Origin of the sequence: Microbacterium sp. LWH11-1.2, assembly GCF_038397745.1 — a bacterium.
Taxonomy (GTDB): Bacteria; Actinomycetota; Actinomycetes; order Actinomycetales; family Microbacteriaceae; genus Microbacterium.
The window spans coordinates 3,634,488-3,652,994 of sequence record NZ_CP151636.1 but is presented as its reverse complement, the minus strand read 5'-3'; the positions used below and the strand labels follow the sequence as shown (position 1 = coordinate 3,652,994).

The 18,507-nt window shown below is 69.9% G+C and carries 14 protein-coding genes and 1 tRNA gene; 12 read left to right on the top strand and 3 right to left on the bottom strand.

Annotation, left to right across the window (positions count from 1 at the left end; translation table 11 throughout):
* Positions 1 to 45 precede the first annotated feature (45 nt).
* Both MRBLWH11_RS17880 and MRBLWH11_RS17875 read left to right on the top strand, forming a co-directional pair.
* Complete coding sequence (locus tag MRBLWH11_RS17880; protein ID WP_341945789.1) at positions 46 to 2,967, top strand: UPF0182 family protein; 2,922 nt, start codon at positions 46 to 48, stop codon at positions 2,965 to 2,967.
* 125 nt (positions 2,968 to 3,092) lie between these two features.
* Positions 3,093 to 4,589 carry a cytosine permease gene (locus MRBLWH11_RS17875; RefSeq protein WP_116636533.1) on the top strand — a complete coding sequence of 499 codons (1,497 nt, stop codon included), beginning with the start codon at positions 3,093 to 3,095 and terminating at the stop codon, positions 4,587 to 4,589.
* Positions 4,590 to 4,681: 92 nt separating this feature from the next.
* Here MRBLWH11_RS17875 and MRBLWH11_RS17870 read toward each other — a convergent pair.
* Positions 4,682 to 4,755 (bottom strand) — tRNA-Met (locus tag MRBLWH11_RS17870).
* Between the two features lie 79 nt (positions 4,756 to 4,834).
* Between MRBLWH11_RS17870 and MRBLWH11_RS17865 the strand changes: the two genes are divergently transcribed.
* Positions 4,835 to 5,644 carry a carbon-nitrogen hydrolase family protein gene (locus MRBLWH11_RS17865; protein WP_341945787.1) on the top strand — a complete coding sequence of 270 codons (810 nt, stop codon included), beginning with the start codon at positions 4,835 to 4,837 and terminating at the stop codon, positions 5,642 to 5,644.
* A 17-nt stretch (positions 5,645 to 5,661) separates the two neighbouring features.
* Here MRBLWH11_RS17865 and MRBLWH11_RS17860 read toward each other — a convergent pair whose 3' ends face one another.
* Positions 5,662 to 6,864 (bottom strand): aminotransferase class I/II-fold pyridoxal phosphate-dependent enzyme, encoded by a 1,203-nt coding sequence (locus MRBLWH11_RS17860; RefSeq protein WP_341945786.1) that lies wholly within the window; start codon positions 6,862 to 6,864, stop codon positions 5,662 to 5,664.
* A gap of 98 nt (positions 6,865 to 6,962) precedes the next feature.
* On the opposite strand from MRBLWH11_RS17860, the gene MRBLWH11_RS17855 reads away from it, so the two are divergent.
* The 3 genes from MRBLWH11_RS17855 to MRBLWH11_RS17845 are packed head-to-tail and all read left to right on the top strand — an operon-like array spanning position 6,963 to position 11,291.
* Entirely contained in the window at positions 6,963 to 8,558 is a 1,596-nt protein-coding gene (locus MRBLWH11_RS17855; RefSeq protein WP_341945785.1) for a trypsin-like peptidase domain-containing protein, read from the top strand.
* 46 nt (positions 8,559 to 8,604) lie between these two features.
* Positions 8,605 to 9,858, top strand: a complete 1,254-nt coding sequence (locus MRBLWH11_RS17850) for a CDP-glycerol glycerophosphotransferase family protein (RefSeq protein WP_341945784.1) — start codon at positions 8,605 to 8,607, stop codon at positions 9,856 to 9,858.
* Entirely contained in the window at positions 9,855 to 11,291 is a 1,437-nt protein-coding gene (locus MRBLWH11_RS17845; protein ID WP_116636528.1) for a CDP-glycerol glycerophosphotransferase family protein, read from the top strand. The genes MRBLWH11_RS17850 and MRBLWH11_RS17845 overlap by 4 nt, the downstream gene beginning before the upstream one ends.
* Before the next feature lie 15 nt (positions 11,292 to 11,306).
* Here MRBLWH11_RS17845 and MRBLWH11_RS17840 read toward each other — a convergent pair whose 3' ends face one another.
* Entirely contained in the window at positions 11,307 to 12,404 is a 1,098-nt protein-coding gene (locus MRBLWH11_RS17840; RefSeq protein ID WP_116636527.1) for a glycosyltransferase family 2 protein, read from the bottom strand.
* 57 nt (positions 12,405 to 12,461) lie between these two features.
* On the opposite strand from MRBLWH11_RS17840, the gene MRBLWH11_RS17835 reads away from it, so the two are divergent.
* From MRBLWH11_RS17835 to MRBLWH11_RS17810, 6 genes are all read left to right on the top strand, one after another.
* Positions 12,462 to 13,745: a CDP-glycerol glycerophosphotransferase family protein gene (locus MRBLWH11_RS17835; RefSeq protein ID WP_341945783.1), complete on the top strand. Its 1,284-nt coding sequence runs from the start codon at positions 12,462 to 12,464 to the stop codon at positions 13,743 to 13,745.
* Complete coding sequence (locus MRBLWH11_RS17830; RefSeq protein ID WP_341945782.1) at positions 13,742 to 14,512, top strand: biotin--[acetyl-CoA-carboxylase] ligase; 771 nt, start codon at positions 13,742 to 13,744, stop codon at positions 14,510 to 14,512. Before MRBLWH11_RS17835 ends, MRBLWH11_RS17830 begins: the two co-directional genes overlap by 4 nt.
* Positions 14,513 to 14,603: 91 nt before the next feature.
* Positions 14,604 to 15,122 carry a PH domain-containing protein gene (locus MRBLWH11_RS17825; RefSeq protein WP_116636524.1) on the top strand — a complete coding sequence of 173 codons (519 nt, stop codon included), beginning with the start codon at positions 14,604 to 14,606 and terminating at the stop codon, positions 15,120 to 15,122.
* 97 nt (positions 15,123 to 15,219) lie between these two features.
* Entirely contained in the window at positions 15,220 to 16,344 is a 1,125-nt protein-coding gene (locus MRBLWH11_RS17820; protein ID WP_341945781.1) for a 5-(carboxyamino)imidazole ribonucleotide synthase, read from the top strand.
* Between the two features lie 119 nt (positions 16,345 to 16,463).
* Positions 16,464 to 16,931 (top strand): 5-(carboxyamino)imidazole ribonucleotide mutase, encoded by a 468-nt coding sequence (purE, locus tag MRBLWH11_RS17815; protein ID WP_341947852.1) that lies wholly within the window; start codon positions 16,464 to 16,466, stop codon positions 16,929 to 16,931.
* Entirely contained in the window at positions 16,928 to 18,382 is a 1,455-nt protein-coding gene (locus tag MRBLWH11_RS17810; RefSeq protein WP_116636522.1) for an LCP family protein, read from the top strand. Before purE ends, MRBLWH11_RS17810 begins: the two co-directional genes overlap by 4 nt.
* The last annotated feature ends 125 nt before the right edge of the window (positions 18,383 to 18,507 follow it).

The following is an 18,507-nucleotide window of genomic DNA, read 5'->3' as shown; positions in this document are numbered from 1 at the left end:
CGGGATGACAGCCGCCGCACAGTGAGGCGCGCCTAGGATGGAACGGTGACCTCGAACTCAGCCACTGCTCCGAATCCGGCCACGCCTCGAACCTCCCGACGCATCCTCGGCATCTCCCTGGTGATCATCGCCGCCCTGATCGCGGCGTTCTTCGTGTTCGCCTCGCTCTACACGGAGTACCTCTGGTTCGACCAGGTGGGCTTCACCGGCGTGCTCACCACGCAGTGGATCGCCACGGCCGTGATGTTCGTGGTCGGCTTCCTCGGCATGGCAGCGCCGCTCTTCCTCGTGATCCAGCTGGCTTACCGGCTGCGACCGGTCTACGTGCGGCTCAGCTCGCAGCTGGACCGCTACCAGGAGGTCATCGAGCCGCTGCGTCGCCTGGCGATGTGGGGCATGCCGATCTTCTTCGGCCTCTTCGCCGGCTTCGCCGCCGCCGGACAGTGGAAGACCGTCTGGCTGTGGGCCAACGGCGTGGCGACCTCGACGGTCGACCCGCAGTTCGGCATCGACACCGGCTTCTACATGTTCGCGATGCCGTTCTACTCGATCCTGCTCGCGTTCGTCTCGGCCGTGCTGCTGCTCTCGCTCCTCGTCACCGCTCTCGTGTCGTACCTCTACGGCTCGGTGCGCGTCGGCCAGGGCGAGCTGCGCATCTCGAAGCCCGCGCGCATCCAGCTCGCGGTGATCGCCGGTCTCTACCTTCTGGTTCAGGCGGCGAGCTTCTGGCTCGACCAGTACAAGACCCTGACCGCTCCGGACGACCGCATCACCGGTGCGGCCTACACGGGTGTCAACGCGACCATCCCCGGTCTGGCGATCCTCTCGGTCGTCGCCGCCGTGGTCGCCGTGCTCTTCTTCGTCACCGCGGTCATCGGCCGCTGGCGCTTCCCGCTCGCGGCGACCGCGCTGCTGATCGTCACGTCGCTCGTCGTCGGGGTCGGATACCCGTGGATCGTCACCACCTTCCAGGTGAAGCCGAACCAGAACGCCTACCAGGCCGAGTACTACCAGCGGAACATCGACGGCACGAAAGAGGCCTACGGCATCGCCGACCTCGAGACCACGGCCTTCGAGGCCGAGACGGATGCCGCCGCGGGCCAGCTGCGTGAGGACGCCGAGACCACGGCGTCGATCCGCATCATGGACCCGAAGGTCATCCCGCCGACCGTGCGCCAGCTCGAGCAGTACCGCGGGTACTACCAGTTCCAGACGACGATGGACGTCGACCGGTACGAGATCGACGGCGTGATGCAGGACACCGTCGTCTCCGTGCGAGACCTCGACATGTCGGGTCTCGGCGACGGCGACAACTGGAACAACCGCGTCGCGGTCTACACGCACGGCTACGGCCTCGTCGCTGCCGCCGGCAACCAGCGCACCAGCGACGGCGAGCCGGTGTTCCTCGAGCGCGGCATCCCGTCGTCCGGGTTCCTCACCGACCGCGAGAACTTCGAACCGCGCGTCTACTTCGGCGAGAACTCCCCGGAGTACTCGATCGTCGGCGCCCCCGAGGGCTCGGAGCCGGCGGAGATCGACTACCCGCGCGGCAAGGACGGGTCCAGTGAGACGAAGACGACGTTCGAGGGCGAGGGCGGCCCCGCCGTCGGCAACACGTTCACGAAGCTGCTGTACGCGCTGAAGTTCCAGTCCGAGCAGATCCTGTTCTCGAACCTCGTGAACGAGGACTCGCAGATCCTCTACGACCGCGATCCGAAGACGCGCGTGCAGAAGGTCGCCCCGTACCTCGAGCTCGACAGCGACCCGTACCCGAGCGTCGTCGACGGCCGCATCGTCTGGATCGTCGACGGCTACACCACGAGCTCGACGTACCCGTACTCGACGGGCGTCAGCCTGTCGGACGCGATCGCCGACTCCAACGTCCCGTCGCCCACGCTCGCGATCGACGACATCAACTACATCCGAAACTCCGTGAAGGCCACGGTCGACGCCTACGACGGCTCGGTCACGCTCTACGCGTGGGACGAGGAGGACCCGGTGCTGGAGACCTGGCAGAAGGTCTACCCGTCGACGGTCAAGCCGATCAGCGAGATGTCCGGCGAGCTCATGAGCCACGTGCGCTACCCGACCGACCTGTTCAAGGTGCAGCGCGACGTGCTGGGGATCTACCACGTCGACACGGCCGGATCGTTCGCACAGCAGGACAACCGCTGGCAGACGCCGAACGACCCCCGCAGCGACGCGATGCTGCAGCCGCCGTACTACCTGACGATGCAGATGCCGGGGCAGGATTCGCCGCGCTTCTCGATGTTCTCCACCTTCATCCCCGTCTCCCAGGGAGCGGGCGGCAGCCGAGACGTGCTGATGGGCTACCTCGCGGTGGACTCGGATGCCGGGTCGGAGGCCGGAGTGAAGGGCGAGGGCTACGGCCAGCTCCGGATGCTCGAGATCGACACGGACACCACTGTGCCCGGTCCCGGCCAGGTGCAGAACACCTACAACTCGGACACCGCCGTCGTGCCGCAGCTGAACCTGCTGCAACAGGGCGAGTCCGAGGTGATCTACGGCAACCTGCTCACGCTTCCGGTGGGTGGCGGTCTGCTCTACGTTCAGCCCGTGTACGTGCAGTCCTCCGAGGGTACGCAGCTCCCGAGGCTGCAGAAGGTCCTCGTCGCCTTCGGCGATCGGGTGGCCTTCGAGAACACGCTCACCGAGGCGCTCGACACGCTCTTCGGGGGCGACTCGGGTGCGACCGGCGGTGACGACGAGGTCGAGCCGACGGAACCCGGTGAGGACGATCCGAGCACCGGCGAGACGCCGACCGAGCCGACCGAACCCGCAGAGCCCACGGGCGATGAGGCCGCGGCCCTCGCGGCCGCCCAGCAGGCGCTGCTCGACCGCGAGGCAGCGCTGAAGGCAGGAGACCTCGAAGCCTTCGCGGCCGCCGACAAGCGCCTGACGGCAGCGGTCCAGAAGCTCCTCGAGCTGGACGGTGCCGCGCAGTGACCTCGCGCGACTGAAGCGCATCGGGCGTCCCTTAGGGGGCGCCCGATGCGCGTATCGGCGAACCCTATGGGCTCCATCGGATTCCGGGGATGGGACGAGATCGGGCGGCGACCTACTGTTGCACCATGAACGAGCCCCAGCGCGATATTCCGGAGCCCGCCGCCGTGCAGACCGAGGTGGCAGCACCGAGGGCGACGGGGATCGAGGTCAAGTCCATCGACTGGGTGCCGCTCTCCGAGCGCACCGGCGAGCCGTCGAGCCTGTTCCCGCTGTGGTTCATGTCCAACGCCAACCTCACCACGCTCGCGACGGGCATGGTCGGGGTCGCGATGGGCGCGAACTTCCTGGTGTCGCTGCTCGCGATCATCCTCGGCGTGTGCGTCGGCACCGTGTTCACCTCGTTCCACTCCGCGCAGGGACCGCAGCTGGGTCTGCCGCAGATGATCCAGTCGCGGGCGCAGTTCGGCTACCGCGGTGTCGCCATCGTGTGCCTCGTGGTCGTCGCCAGCATCGTCGGATTCAACATCTTCAACCAGCTGCTCGCCGGGCAGGTGCTCACCGCGACGACCGGAGTCGACGCCGGCGCCGGCTGGTACGTGCTCATCACGGCGCTCGCGCTCACGCTGGCGATCGTGGGGTACCACTGGATCCACCGCGTGCAGAAGTGGCTCACCTGGCTGTTCCTCGCGACCTTCGGCGTGTTCAGCGTCGTGGCGCTCTTCGCTCTCCCGCTCCCCGCGGCGGACTTCTCGCTGGGGGCGTTCGACGGTCCGGCGTTCCTCGTGCAGTTCGCGGCCGCCGCGGCCTACGCGCTGGGCTGGGCGCCGTACGTGTCCGACTACTCGCGGTACCTGCCGCCGCAGACGAGTCCGCGCAAGGCGCTGTTCTACACCTCCTCCGGAGTGATCGTCGGCGCGGGGTGGCTCATGATCCTCGGGGCGTTCGTCGCCTCCCTGTTCGCGGATGCCGACCCTGTGCAGGCGATCACCGCGGCGGCCGACGCGATCGTGCCCGGCGCGGGTGCGGTGCTGCTCTGGTCGGCGCTGCCCGCCCTGATCACGGTCATCACGATCAACATCTACGCCGCGAGCATCGAGCTGATCACGGTGGCCGACTCCTTCCGCTCCGTGCGACCGACGCGGTTCGCCCGCATCGTCGCCTGCAGCATCATCGGACTCGGCGGTCTGCTGGGAGCGGCGTTCTCGACGGGGGAGTTCCTCGACTCGTTCGGGAGCTTCCTCGTGGTGCTGCTCTACGTGCTCGTACCGTGGACGTCGGTGAACCTCGTCGACTACTACGTCGTGCGGCGCGGGCGCTACGCGGTCGCCGAGATGTTCCGTCCGAACGGCATCTACGGCTCCTGGGGATGGCGCGGCATCACCGCCTACGTCATCGGCATCGCCGCGATGATCCCATTCGTCGTGACGACGTGGTTCACGGGTCCGATCGCCGCGGCGATGGGCGGCATCGACATCGCGCTGTTCGTCGGGCTCGCAGCATCCGCTGTCGCTTACGTGCTTCTCGCGCGCGGACTCGATCTCGGCGCGGAACGTCGACTCGCCACGGAAGAGGCCGAGGCGATGGGAGTACGCTCGGTCAGCTTCGGTGCGGAACGCGGCTGACGGCGGTCGCCACGGCCTCCGTCAGCGGGTGAGCGAAAGGCCCCTGATCGGGATTTCTCCTGATCAGGGGCCTTTCGTGTGTCGCATTCTCGTTGCGGGGACAGGATTTGAACCTGCGACCTCCGGGTTATGAGCCCGGCGAGCTACCGAACTGCTCCACCCCGCGGCACAAGAAGTAACTTATCACGGATTCGAGAGGTCGGCGAATCGAGGCCGGGTGCGCACGGATGCGAGAGGATGAGGTCATGTCCGAGACCGCAGCCGTATCCGTCGCCGTGTGCCAGTTCGCGCCGACGGCGTCCCGTTCCGACAACCGCGAGCGGATCGCTGCGCTGACGGCGGATGCGGCGGCGCGCGGTGCGAAGCTGATCGTGTTCCCCGAGTACTCGAGCTACTTCGTCGATCCGATGGATGCGACGCTCGCCGCGAACGCCGAGGGGCTGGACGGCGAGTTCGTCGCGACCCTCACGTCTCTGGCCGCCGACTACGCGGTCGTGATCGTCGCGGGCCTCGCGGAGCGTGCTGCGGACGGCGAGCGGGTGCGGAACACGGTCCTGGCGGTGCGCGGCGACGGCATCCTCGCGGTCTACCGCAAGCAGCACCTCTATGATGCCTTCGGGCAGACGGAGTCCGATTGGGTCGAACCGGGTGACCCGGGGGAGCCGGCCACGTTCGTGCTCGGTGGCCTGCGCTTCGGGCTGATGACCTGCTACGACCTGCGCTTCCCCGAGCTGGCGCGCACCCTCGTCGATGCGGACGCCGACGTGCTGGTGGTGCCGGCCGAATGGGTGCGGGGTCCGCTCAAGGAGCACCACTGGACCACCCTGCTGGCCGCGCGGGCGATCGAGAACACGGTCTACGTGGTCGCCGCCGACCACCCCACGCCGATCGGCGTCGGGCACTCGCAGATCGTCGATCCGCAGGGCGTCGTCCTCGCCGGCGTCGGCACCGCCGAGGGCATCGCGGTCGCGGCTCTCGAGCGGTCGGCGATAGACCGCGTCCGCGCCGTCAACCCGTCCCTGCGGGTGCGGCGGTACGCGGTGGTTCCCCGCTGACGCGGAGCAGCACCGCCTCAGAGCGCCGAGGCGGCGAGGCGCGCGGCGGCCTCCTCCAGGACCTCGACGCGCTTGCAGGCGGCGAAACGCACCAGCCCGCCGTACTCGCTGCGCCGGTCCGCCGACACGAACGCCGTCAGGGGGATCGCGACGACACCGGCGCGCTCGGGCAGCGCGCGGCAGAACGCCGCGGCATCCGCTCCACCGAGAGCGGTGGCGTCCGCGACGGTGAAGTAGCCGCCCTGCGGCGCGTGCACGGTGAACCCGGCGGCACGCAGGCCGTCGCCGAGGATCTCGTGCTTGTGCGCGAGCGTCGCGGCGGCCCGGGTGAAGGTGGCGTCGTCGAGACGCAGGCCCACGGCGATGGCCGGCTGGAACGGCGAGCCGTTGACGTACGTGAGGTACTGCTTGACCGTGAGCACAGCCGTGATCAGATCGGCCGGGCCGTGCACCCAGCCGATCTTCCACCCGGTGGCGGAGAAGGTCTTCCCCGCGGAGGAGATCGTGAGAGTGCGTTCGGCCGCGCCCGGCAGCGTGGCGATCGGCGTGTGCGGCGTGTGGAACGAGAGGTGCTCGTAGACCTCGTCCGTGATGATGATCGCGTCGTGCTGCTGGGCGAGACGGACGACCTCGGCGAGCACCTCCGCGCCGAACACGGCTCCGGTCGGGTTGTGCGGATCGTTCACGAGGATGATGCGGGTGCGATCGGTCACCGTGGCAGCCAGCAGATCGAGATCGGGCTGGAAGTCGGGGGCGCGCAGCGGCACGGTGCGCAGGCGGGCGCCGGCGAGGGCCACGGCCGCCGCGTAGGAGTCGTAGTACGGCTCGAAGACCACGACCTCGTCGTCGGGGCCGTCGATCAGCGCGAGCAGACTGGCTGTGAGGGCCTCTGTCGCACCCGCGGTGACGATGACCTCGGACGCCGGGTCGACGTCGAGGCCGTAGAAGCGATGCTGGTGCTCGCTGATCGCGGCGAGCAGGTCCGGGATGCCGCGACCGGGCGGATACTGGTTCGCGCCCGCGGAGATCGCGGCGCGCGCGGCCTCCAGCACCTCGGCGGGCCCGTCCTCATCGGGGAAGCCCTGGCCGAGATTGATCGCCCCCGTTCTGGCCGCAGCCGCTGACATCTCTGCGAAGATCGTAGGTGCGACGGTTCCGTCTGCGGCGAGCAGACCTGCACCGGCCGCCGTGCGCCGCCATGCGCCGGGAATGACACTCATGAAGAACAGGCTAAGGCCATAGCTGAAACTCATCTTCGCCATACGAAACGCACAGATACAGGCGGCAGTCTGAAGGGGCGTCGATGAAGGAGCACACCATGAACGAAGACGAGACCCAGAACCAGTCGGCACCCGCGTCGCACGACGCCGTGCCGTCCACCGAGGCAGCAGAGGCCGCCGCTCAGCCCGCGCCCGCCTCCGAGACCACGGCCGCGTCGGCCCAGGGACACGAGGTGCCGTCGACCTTCACGTCGCAGGCGCCCGCCGTCGCCGCGTCCGCCGCCGCCGCGCCGGCTTCCGCCCCGACGGCCCCCGCAGCGCCGCAGCCCTTCGCCGCGCCGCACACGGCGCAGCAGGCGACAGCCTCGGCTCCGGGAGCCGCCTTCGGCATCCCCACCGCGACCGCGCACACGCAGCCGACGCAGCCGCTCGACGGCACCGCGCCGCTCGGGTTCGGCGCACCGCCGGCCGACGGGGTCAAGACCAAGGAACCCAAGTCGCGGGGCGGCGCGAAGTTCGCGGCGTTCATCGTGGCCGCGGCCCTCGTCGGCGGCGTCGCCGGTTTCGGCGGCGGCGCGCTGCTGAGCGGTCTGCAGGACCAGCCGACCGGCGGCACCGCCGGCGGACCGCAGACCGTCACCGTCAACAACCCCGGATCGGTCAACGAGACCACCGCGGTCGCGACCGCCGCTCTTCCCTCGGTCGTCACGATCGAGGTCGCGGGATCCCAGGAGGCCGGCAGCGGCTCGGGCGTGATCATCAGCGAGGACGGCTACGTCCTGACGAACACGCACGTCGTGACCCTCGGCGGAGCCGTGGCCGACCCCAGCATCCGCGTGACGACATCCGACGGCCGCATCTTCGACGCCACCGTCGTCGGCACCGACCCGATCTACGACCTCGCCGTGATCAAGCTGACGGACGCGAAGGGCCTCACGCCCATCGAGTTCGCCGACTCGTCGAAGCTCAACGTCGGTGACACCGCCGTCGCGCTCGGCGCTCCGCTCGGTCTCGCGAACTCCGTCACCACGGGTATCGTGAGCGCGCTCAACCGCAGCATCCAGATCGCGTCGTCCGCGCTGCCCGACTCGTCGTCCGAGGACGCCCCGGAGGAGCAGGCGCCGGAAGAGGGCGAAGGACAGGGTCCGTTCCAGTTCGATCTGCCGGGCAACACCGGACAGCAGCCGACCGAGTCGATCTCGATCGCCGTGATCCAGACGGATGCCGCGATCAACCACGGAAACTCCGGCGGCGCTCTCGTGAACAGCAAGGGCGAGCTGATCGGCATCAACGTGGCGATCGCGAGCTCGGGCGGATCCGAGGAGTCCGGATCGATCGGCATCGGCTTCGCGATCCCCGCGAACATCGCGCAGCGCGTCTCCGAGGAGATCATCGCCGACGGCGCCGCCACGCACGGCCTGCTCGGCGCCTCGGTCCGCGACGCGGCGAGCGTCGAGGGCGCGAACGTCGCGGGAGCGTACATCGCCGAGGTCACCGACGGTGGAGCGGCGGCCGCGGCAGGGCTCAAGGCCGAAGACGTCGTCACGGCGTTCAACGGGGTCCCGATCAGCAGCGCCAGCGATCTCACGGCGCAGGTGCGTGCGGCGGCCGCGGGCAGCGATGCCAAGGTGACCTACGTCCGCGGCGGCAAGGAGTACGAGCTCGAGGTGACACTCGGCGAGCTCGCCGGCTGATCCGGAGTTCGCCGAGAAGGACGCCACCCCGCGATAGGCTCGCGGGGTGGCGTCCTTCTCCTTCGGCACCGGCAATGCGGCCAAGCTGCTCCGGATCCCGCTCTATGCCGCAGGACGCATGGGTACGTTCCTCGTCCCGCGCGGTCGACGCTGGGTGTTCGGCTGCGGCGCCGGGATCGGCGACGGCGCGCTGGCTCTGCAGCGGCACGCGTCGGATGCGGGACACGACACGCTGTGGCTCACGTCATCGGATCGCGAGGATCGGGATGCCGCCGCGCTCGGCCTCCGCACCGTGCGCAAGAGCGGTCTGCGGGGCTGGTGGGCGACGGCCAGGGCTGGCGTGCTCGTCGTCACGCACGGCCTCGGCGACGTCAACCGCTACGCGAACGGCGGGGCCTTCGTCGTGCAGCTCTGGCACGGCATCCCGCTGAAGCGCATCGGCCTCGACTCGCCGGCCACGACGCAGGTCCCGAACGTGCCGGGCGCGCCGCTGCTGCGCCGGGTCGTCGGGTTGCTGTACCGCGGAGCCGCCCAGCGCATCCGAGTGCTGCCCGCCGCCTCGCATCGCTCTCGCGGTCGTCTGGAATCCGCGTTCGGACTGGGCGACGACCGGGTCGTCGTGACGGGTGAGCCGCGCGTCGACGTGCTCTCCGCCGGATCGGTCGACGAGCGCCGGGCGGCGGCCTCCGCTCTGCTGGATCGCGCCGTCGGTCCTCTGCCCGAGGCCGCGCGCGTGATCCTCTACGCTCCGACCTGGCGCGACGGTGCGGCGGACCCCGCGGTGCCCTCCGCGGCGGAGTGGGTGCGGATCATCCGTGTGCTCGAAGAGGAGGACGCGATCCTGCTCGTGCGATCGCATCCTCTCGGCGAGGGGGGCTATGCCCCGCCGCTGCCCAGCAGGAGGGTGCGGATGCTGGGCTCGTCGGTGCTCGCCGACGTCACGCCCGCGCTCGCCGCGGTCGACGTGCTGATCACCGACTACTCCTCGCTCGCGTACGACGTGGGGCTGCTCACGACACCGGTGCTGTATCTGGCCCCGGACGCGACCGAGTACGCGCGCACACGGGGTTTCTACGGCCGATACGAGGACGTCGCGGGCGCAGACCCCGCGGCCGACTGGGACGCACTCCTCGGGCAGCTCCGGCGCCTTCTCGCCGACGACGCCGCCTATGACGAGGCGTCGGCGCGTTCCGCTACGCTCAGCGCGGAGATGCATGCATTCCGAGACGGGCGCAATACCGATCGGGTGTACCAGGCAATCCGCGCGCGGGGGATCCCCGCACCGAAGGGAGCAGCATGACAACGGCCCGGATCGATGAAGCGGCCGAAGCGCTGATCATCGCAGGGACCGGTCAGCGACCGGCGACAGCGCAGCTCTCCGGACCGCGGGCACGTGTCGATGCGCGCATCACCGGCGGGGGCAAGACCTGGAAGGCCGTGTTCCCGCTGCAGGCTTCGCGCTGGGGCGGGCCGGCTCTGCCGCTGCCGTCCGGCGAATACGAGCTGCGCATCGCCGACACGGATCTCGACGACCTGCGGATCGCGCCGACCGTGATGACCGGTGTCCGCGTCGCTGTCGACGGCGGCGCTGTGCGCATCGCCGCACCGATCGATCCCGTCTACGAGACGGTCGAGGGGCAGTCGACGCTGGAGGGACGCTACGTGGCCCAGACCGGCGGCACCGAGAACGCCGTGTTCTTCGAGAGCTTCTACGGCCGCAGCGTCGGCTGCAACCCGCAGGCGATCGATCGGGAGCTCGCGTCCCGAGTGCCGGATCTGCGGCGCTACTGGAGCGTGGTCGACCTCTCGGTCGCGGTGCCGGAGGGGGCGATCGCCGTCGTCGAAGGCAGTCCGGAGTGGTGGCATGCCCGCGGTGCCGCCCGACTGCTGGTGGTGAACGACTGGCTGCGCCGCCGGTTCGAGCGCAAGCCGGGGCAGAAGGTGCTGCAGACCTGGCACGGCACACCGCTCAAGCGACTCGCCCTGCATCGTCCCGGGTTCGACCCTCGTCGCATGGCGGCGGTCGTGAAGGAATCGCGACGATGGGATGTGCTGCTCGCGCAGAACACCTACTCCGAGCGCATTCTCCGCAAGGCATATGCGTTCTTCGGAAGGCCGATCTGGGTCGAGGGCTACCCGCGCAACGACGCGCTCACCACCGGGGATCCGGCCGCGGTCCGTGCGGCTCTGGGGATCGGCGAGGGGGAGCGTGTGCTCCTGTACGCACCGACCTGGCGTGACGATCGCAGCGAGATGGTCGACTTCATCGACCCGGAGCTGCTCGCCCGGCAGGCCGACGCCGTGGTGCTCGTCCGCGGACACACCCGCACGCTGCAGCAGGGGCGCGACCGTTCCGGCGCCAGGGTCATCGACGTGACCGGCTATCCCGAGACGGCTCAGCTGCTCCTCGCCGCCGACGCGCTCATCACCGACTACTCCTCGGTGATGTTCGACTTCAGCGTCACCGGCAAGCCGATGTACTTTCTCGTTCCCGACATGGATCACTACCGCGGGCAGCTGCGCGGCTTCTACTTCGACCTCGCCGAGCGCGCGCCCGGCCCCCTCGTGCGCACGCAGGACGAGCTCGCCGCGGCGCTGGGCGACCCCGGCCAGGAATCCGCCTACGCGAGCAGGTACGCCGCGTGGCGCGCGCAGTTCAACAGGCGGGACGACGGGCACGCAGCCGAGCGCGTGGTGGACCGGATCCTCGACCTCGGGTTCGTCAGCCGCTGATCCGAAGGGCCGGCGTCACGGCAGCGGCGTGTTCTGCGTGCCGAGACGCGATGCGTCGACCGTGTCGCGCGCACCACGCAGCACGCCCCCGAGGAACCCGATGCCCCAGGACAGGTGCATCGTCGGCAGCACGAGCAGGGTCCACAGCTTCTGACGCAGCCCGCCTCCCCCCGGAGCCAGGGCGACGGCGAGCACGAGGAGCAGATACAGCGCGAGCGGGACGTAGGCCACGATCGCCGCGATCAGGGACGCGACGCCCGTCAGCACGCCGGTGAGCTGCAGCGCACCGACGATGACAGCGAGGGCGACCACGAGGACGAGGGCGGGCGGAGCGAAGTAGCGGATGCCGTTGCGGCGGCCGAATCGGCGCACGAGCTCGCCGCGCCAGGCGCCGGTCGCGCGGAACTGACGCGCGAGGCGGAGCCAGCTCTCCCGTGGCCAGTACGTCACGGACAGGGTCGGGTCGAACCAGACGCGGTGTCCGGCCTGGCGGATGCGGAGGTTGAGCTCCCAGTCCTCGCCACGGCGGATCGTCTCGTCGAACAGTCCCACCTCGTCGAGCACCTCGCGGCGCATGACGCCGAGGTACGCCGATTCGGCCTCGCCCTCGTGCGTGCGGCCGTGGTACGCGCCGCCGCCGAGACCGACGGGGGAGTTGTAGAGGCGCGCGACCGCCTTCTGGAAGGGCGTGCGGCCCTCGGCGTGCATGACGCCGCCGACGTTGGCCGACTGTGTGCGCTCGAGCGTCTCCAGGGCGCGGGCCGCGTAGCCGGGAGACAGCTCGGAGTGAGCATCCACGCGGACGATCGTCGCGTACCGGCTCGCGCCGATCGCGGCGTTCAACCCCACCGGGATGTGCGCGGCCGGGTTCCGGACCAGCCGGATGCGGTCGTCGGCCGCAGCCAGCCGCTCGGCCAGCTCAGTGGTCCCGTCGGTCGAGGGGCCGAGCGCGAGGACGAGCTCGGCGGGTCCGTCGACGTCCTGGGCGAGCACGGAGGCGACGGCGTGCTCGAGGTACGCCCGCTCGTTGAGCACCGGCATCACGAAGGACACCCCGGCGTCGGGCGTGACGGATTCGTTGGCTGGCACATGACGATCATGGCACGACGACATCGGGCGTTCCCTGATCCGTCCGCGGGGCGAGAGCGCGGAACGAACTATTCTGGAGGGATGGGTGCATTGTCTGACGCCAAGAAGGCGTACCGTCTCCTCACGCGCGCGCTCGCGTCCCGCAGCGCCGTGCAGCGGGTGCGGCGGCGCCTCGCCGAGCGCGAACCGCATCCGCTCGATCACTTCCAGGTCGCGGTGTACTTCGCCGACGGCGCGGTGAACATGTACCAGATGCGCCAGTGGTATCGTCCGCTCGCGGAGCTCGCGAAGCGGTGGCCGGTCGTCGTGCTCTCCCGGTCGGCGACGGGCGCCGAGAAGCTGCTCGACGAGGACGGACCGCCGGTCGCCTTCGTGCCGAAGGTCCGCGACCTCGAGCGGTTCATCGCCCACCAGGACATCCGGGTCGTGCTGTACGTCAATCAGAACACCCGCAATTTTCAGATGTTCCGCTACGGACGCCGCTGGCACGTGTTCATCAACCACGGCGAGTCCGACAAGATGTACATGACCACGAATCAGTACAAGGCCTACGACTACGCCTTCGTCGCGGGTCAGGCGGCGCGGGATCGTCTCTCGCGCACGCTGTGGGACTACGACGTCGACCGTCGAACGATCGACATCGGTCGACCGCAGGCGGATCACTATTCGGGGACGCTGCCCTACACGCCGGATGAGCGCACCGTGGTGCTGTACGCACCGACCTGGGAGGGGGACCGTCCCAGCGCTCACTACGGTTCGATCGCGACGCACGGCGAGACGCTCGTGAAACAGCTCCTGGCGACCGGCCGGCATCGGGTCATCTACCGACCGCATCCCCGCAGCGGGGTCGTGGATGAGGCGTACGGGGCCGCCCACCGCAGGATCATCGCGGCGATCAACGCGGCCAATGCCGCGGACCGCAGCGCGCAGCACGTCTACGACGACGGGCCGGAACTCGGCTGGCAGCTCTCGGCCGCCGATGTCGCCGTCGTCGACATCTCGGCGATGGTCTACGACCGTCTCGCCGCTGGCAAGCCCCTCATGATCACGCGTCCCGCAGACGAGCGCGCCTCGATCGACTCCACCGGCTACCTCGCGGACTGCGAGTGGCTGACGGTCGACGACGCGTCTCGCATCGTCTCCGAGGTCGAGCGCGTCCGTGCGGATGAGGCGGCCGTCGCCCGGCTCCGGATGTGGGTGCAGCACTATTTCGGCGACACGACTCCGGGCGTCGCCACCGAGAAGTTCCACGCAGCCGTCGAGCGGCTCATGCGCGAATGGGAGCAGTGGCACGCGAACGACATCGGCGCGATCCGCGAGGACGAGGACGACGATGACGAAGAGGCCGACGAGGAAGACGCATGAGCGGTGACCTCCCGCGCTCCCATGGTGTCGCGGCGCGCCTGGAGGTCCTCCCGCGCACGGGCTCGACGAACGCCGATCTCCGCGAGCGGGCCGACGATGTCGAGGGCTGGCCGCACCTCTCCGCCCTGATCACGAGGAACCAGACCGCGGGGCGCGGGCGTCTCGACCGCACGTGGGTGGCTCCCGACGGCGCAGCGCTCGCGATCTCCGTGCTGCTGCGCACCCTGCCGGACGACCCCGCCGCACGCGGCTGGATCCCCCTCGCCGCAGGCCTGGCGATGACAGAGGCGGTGGCCGCCCAGCTCCCGGGGCGAGACGTCGCGGTGAAGTGGCCGAACGACGTCCTGGTCGACGGGCGCAAGATCTGCGGGATCCTCGCCGAGGCGACGACGGATGCCGTCATCGTCGGCTCCGGTGTCAACACGGCCATGACTGCGGAGCAGCTCCCCGTGCCGACGGCGACCTCGTTCGCGGTGCTCGGCGTCGAGGTCGACGAGGACCGGCTGCTGGCGGACTACCTGCGGGCGCTGTCCTCCACCCTCGCCGCGCTCGCCGCGGCCGATGACGCGGTCGCGAGCGGGTTGCACGCTGCCGTCACGGCCCGATGCGCGACCCTGGGTCTCGTCGTCCGCGTCTCGCTGCCCGGCGGTGTCCTGCTCGAGGGCCGCGCCACGGCGCTCGACCCTCAGGGCCGTCTCCTGGTGTCGGCGGACGGTTCCGCGCACGCCGTCTCGGCGGGCGATGTCGTGCACGTGCGGCCCGCCTGATCTGACACGCCGCCGCGCAGTCCGCTTTGTCGCAGATCACGGGCACAATGGTGGGGTGACTCAGCCCGTGACGCTCGGAGGCCGGCCGGTGATGCCGCCGCCCGGCGTGCCGACCGAAGAGCTGCTCATCGCGCGGCTGCGGAGCCACGCCCGTCGACTGTTCTGGTCGGCGCTGGTCCTGATCGGCGTCTTCGGGGCGACGGCCTACTTCTACGACAATCTGCCCGCGGGGCTCGAGAACTGGATGCTGCTGTCGGCGGCCGGTCTCGTCGTCCTGCTCGTCGTCGTGGTGCCGTTCATCGTCTGGTACTCGCAGAGCACGACCGTGACCACCCGGAGGGTCATCGCGCATCAGGGCATCGGGGCGCGTCGTCGGCGCGAGATGTCGCACGCGAGGGGCTACACGATCGCCGTGCGTCGCGGGCCGCTGCAGCGCCTGTGGGGAACGGGCACGATCACCCTCTCGAACGGTGTCGACGAACCCCTGCGCCTGGCCAATGTGCCCAACGTCACGCTCGTCCACGAGACGCTCGCCGACCAGATCGAGGTGGGCCAGATCCTCGCGCATCGAGACGCGCAGGGCAGCACCGACAACCTCGACGACATCTGACTCCCGCGGTGCGCGGCGCCGCCCGCGCGCCGCGGCACCCGTGTCGGACATCGTCGCCTGCGTGCGCGAGAATGGTCGAGACGAATGGAGGCGGCACATGACGCTGCGTGTGGGCGTGATCGGCGGAGGACAGCTGGCCCGGATGATGATCGCTCCGGCGGTCGAGCTCGGACTCGACCTGCGGGTGCTCGCGGAGGGCGACGGCATGTCCGCCCGGCTCGCGACGACCGCCGTGGGCGATTACCGGGACATCGACGCCGTGCGCGCGTTCGCGGCCGACATCGACGTGATCACCTTCGACCATGAGCATGTTCCCCAGGAGGTGCTGCGGGCACTCGTCGCCGAGGGCGTCGTGGTGCACCCGGGTCCGGACGCCCTCCAGTTCGCCCAGGACAAGCTGGTGATGCGCGCGCGCCTGACCGAGCTCGGCATCCCGCAGCCGGAGTGGGCGGCCGTGCGCAGCGTGGATGAGCTCCAGGCCTTCCTCGACGGCCACGACGGCCGGGGTGTCGTGAAGACGCCGCGCGGAGGATACGACGGCAAGGGTGTGCGGGTCGTCCGCGCCGCCGATGAAGCCCAGGACTGGTTCGAGGCGGTCGTCGACGGCGATGCGCTGCTGGTCGAGGAGCTCGTGCCGTTCGTCCGAGAGCTCGCACAGCAGGTCGCGCGTCGGCCCTCCGGTCAGATCGTCGCCTACCCGGTCGTCGAGACCGTGCAGCGCGGTGGCGTCTGCGCCGAGGTCATCGCGCCCGCGCCGGCGGCGACCGAACGGCTGTCCCGGGTCGCGGAGGAGATCGGACGCACGATCGCCGAGGGCCTCGGCGTGACGGGCATGCTCGCCGTCGAGCTCTTCGAGACCGACGACGAGCGCATCCTCGTCAACGAGCTGGCGATGCGTCCGCACAACAGCGGACACTGGGGTCAGGACGGAGCGGTGACCGGGCAGTTCGAGCAGCACCTGCGCGCCGTGGCCGATCTCCCGCTGGGGAGCACGGCGCCGCGCGCGGCGTGGTCGGTGATGGTGAACATCCTCGGCGGTCCGACCGAAGGCACTCTCGAGGCGCGATTCGACGCGGCGATGGCCGAGCACCCCACGGCGAAGATCCACACCTACGGCAAGGCTCCGCGTCCGGGTCGCAAGGTCGGGCACGTGAACGTCTCTGGTGATGACCTCGACGACGCGGTGTACGTCGCCAGGGCGGCAGCCGCGCACTTCGACTGACCGTCCCGCAAGACCGGGCAAGAGGTGTGCCGTTCAGGGCTTCTCACAGCAGCAGACCGTAGCCTGATCTGGTGACCGAGCCACTGCACTCCTCCGCCGCGCCGCTGGTCGGCGTGATCATGGGATCCGACTCCGACTGGCGTGTCATGAGCGACGCTTCGCAGGCGCTCACGGACTTCGGGATCCCGCACGAGGTCGAGGTCGTCTCGGCGCACCGCACGCCGGACAAGCTGATGTCCTACGCGCGCGAGGCACGTTCCCGCGGCATCCGCGTGATCATCGCCGGCGCCGGGGGAGCGGCCCATCTGCCGGGTATGGTCGCCTCGATGACGGCGCTCCCGGTCGTGGGCGTGCCGGTGCCGCTCGCGTATCTGGACGGCATGGACTCGCTGCTCTCGATCGTGCAGATGCCGGCCGGCATCCCCGTCGCGACCGTCTCGATCGGGGGCGCGCGCAACGCCGGGCTCCTCGCCGCACGGATCCTCGGTACCGCCGACGCCGACCTCGCCGACCGGGTGGAGGCGTACGCGCGCGACCTCGAGGCGCAGGTCGAGGAGAAGAGCGAACGGCTGAAGGGCTCGCTGTGACCCTTGCGCCACCGCGCGCGACAGGGCGCCCGCTGATCGAGAACCGGCCGCTGCGGCATCCGGACTCCTCCGACCCTGGGCAGATGACGAAGCGCGGCTGGTGGCTCGTCGCGCTCAATCTCCTCGTGCCCGGTTCGGCGCAGATCCTCGCGGGCAATCGTCGGCTCGGACGCTTCGGGCTGCGCGCGACGCTGATCGCCTGGTTCCTGGTGATCGTCACGGCCGGCCTGGCGCTGTTCGCGCGCCCGGTGCTGCTCTGGCTCACCATCGGCGGTGGATTCTTCTCCGCCGCCGTGCTGACGATCGTGCAGGTGCTGATCGTCGCCTATGTCGTGCTCTGGATCGTCCTGACATTCGACGCCCTGCGTCTGGTGCGTCTCGTGAAGGTCTCGGGTCCTTCGCGGTTCGCGATCCCCATCGTCGCGCTGATCCTGCTCGGACTCGTCGGCGGCGCCGCGGGATACGCCGCGACCGTGGTGGGGTCCGCGCGCAGCACCATCTCCACGATCTTCGGGCAGAGCGGACCGAGCCTCCCGCCGAGCGACGGGTACTACAACATCCTGCTCCTGGGTGCCGACAGCGGTGACGGGCGCGACTCGATGCGGTTCGACAGCATCTCGGTCGTGTCGGTCAACGCCGACACGGGCGCCGTGACGATCACCGGCATCCCGCGTGAGCTCCCGAATGCTCCGTTCAGCGAGGGCAGCCCGATGCAGGAGCTCTATCCGAACGGCTTCGAGGGCTACAGCTCCGACGACTGCGGCTGGAACGGCTGGATGAACCACGTGCGCAACGCCGCGGAGATCTGCCGTGAGGATCAGGGAGCCTCGCTCTACCCGGACGCCGTGGCGCAGGGATCAGACCCTGGCATCGAAGCGACCAAGGATGCCGCGGAAGGCGTCCTCGGAATCGAGATCCCGTACTACGTGTTCGTCGACATGCACGGATTCGCGGAGCTCGTGGATGCGCTGGGCGGCGTCGACATCAACGTGACCGAGCGCCTGCCGATGGGCGGCCCGCCGGAGGGCTGGGAAGGCACGGATGTGAACGAGTGGGCGATCGGCTGGATCGAACCGGGCCAGCAGCTCATGAACGGCGACACCGCGCAGTGGTACGCACGTTCGCGGTACACCACCAGCGACTGGGATCGGATGAAGCGGCAGCGCGAGCTGCAGGAGGCGATCCTCGCCCAGTTCACTCCGCAGACGGTCCTCACCCGCTTCAACGAGGTGGCGGCGGCGGGGACGGCGCTCATCAGCACGGACCTGCCGCAGGACAAGCTGCCCGAGTTCTTCGATCTGATGCTCAAGGCCAAGGAGCTGCCCGTCACGTCGATCGAGCTGACCCCGGACTTCGGAGTCGACGAGTTCGAGCCGGACTACGGGTACATCCAGGAGATGATCCGGCAGACCCTGCATCCTCCGACCGAGACGCCGACGCCGGAGCCGTGACCCGGAGGTCCGCGAGCCGCTGATCCGTGAGCTGGTGGTCTGTGGACCGCCGACTTCAGCCGGGAGAGATGCGATCGTCCGCGATCAGCGGCGGTACGCCGTCCGCGGGCACGCCGCAGCCCACG

Excerpts from the sequence above, each read along its gene's own strand:
- MRBLWH11_RS17875 (WP_116636533.1), top strand. The coding sequence starts at position 3,093 with ATGAACGAGCCCCAGCGCGATATTCCGGAGCCCGCCGCCGTGCAGACC.
- MRBLWH11_RS17865 (WP_341945787.1), top strand. The coding sequence starts at position 4,835 with ATGTCCGAGACCGCAGCCGTATCCGTCGCCGTGTGCCAGTTCGCGCCG.
- MRBLWH11_RS17860 (WP_341945786.1), bottom strand. The coding sequence starts at position 6,864 with ATGAGTGTCATTCCCGGCGCATGGCGGCGCACGGCGGCCGGTGCAGGT.
- MRBLWH11_RS17855 (WP_341945785.1), top strand. The coding sequence starts at position 6,963 with ATGAACGAAGACGAGACCCAGAACCAGTCGGCACCCGCGTCGCACGAC.
- MRBLWH11_RS17845 (WP_116636528.1), top strand. The coding sequence starts at position 9,855 with ATGACAACGGCCCGGATCGATGAAGCGGCCGAAGCGCTGATCATCGCA.
- MRBLWH11_RS17840 (WP_116636527.1), bottom strand. The coding sequence starts at position 12,404 with ATGTCGTCGTGCCATGATCGTCATGTGCCAGCCAACGAATCCGTCACG.
- MRBLWH11_RS17835 (WP_341945783.1), top strand. The coding sequence starts at position 12,462 with ATGGGTGCATTGTCTGACGCCAAGAAGGCGTACCGTCTCCTCACGCGC.
- MRBLWH11_RS17830 (WP_341945782.1), top strand. The coding sequence starts at position 13,742 with ATGAGCGGTGACCTCCCGCGCTCCCATGGTGTCGCGGCGCGCCTGGAG.
- MRBLWH11_RS17825 (WP_116636524.1), top strand. The coding sequence starts at position 14,604 with ATGCCGCCGCCCGGCGTGCCGACCGAAGAGCTGCTCATCGCGCGGCTG.
- MRBLWH11_RS17820 (WP_341945781.1), top strand. The coding sequence starts at position 15,220 with ATGACGCTGCGTGTGGGCGTGATCGGCGGAGGACAGCTGGCCCGGATG.
- purE (WP_341947852.1), top strand. The coding sequence starts at position 16,464 with ATGGGATCCGACTCCGACTGGCGTGTCATGAGCGACGCTTCGCAGGCG.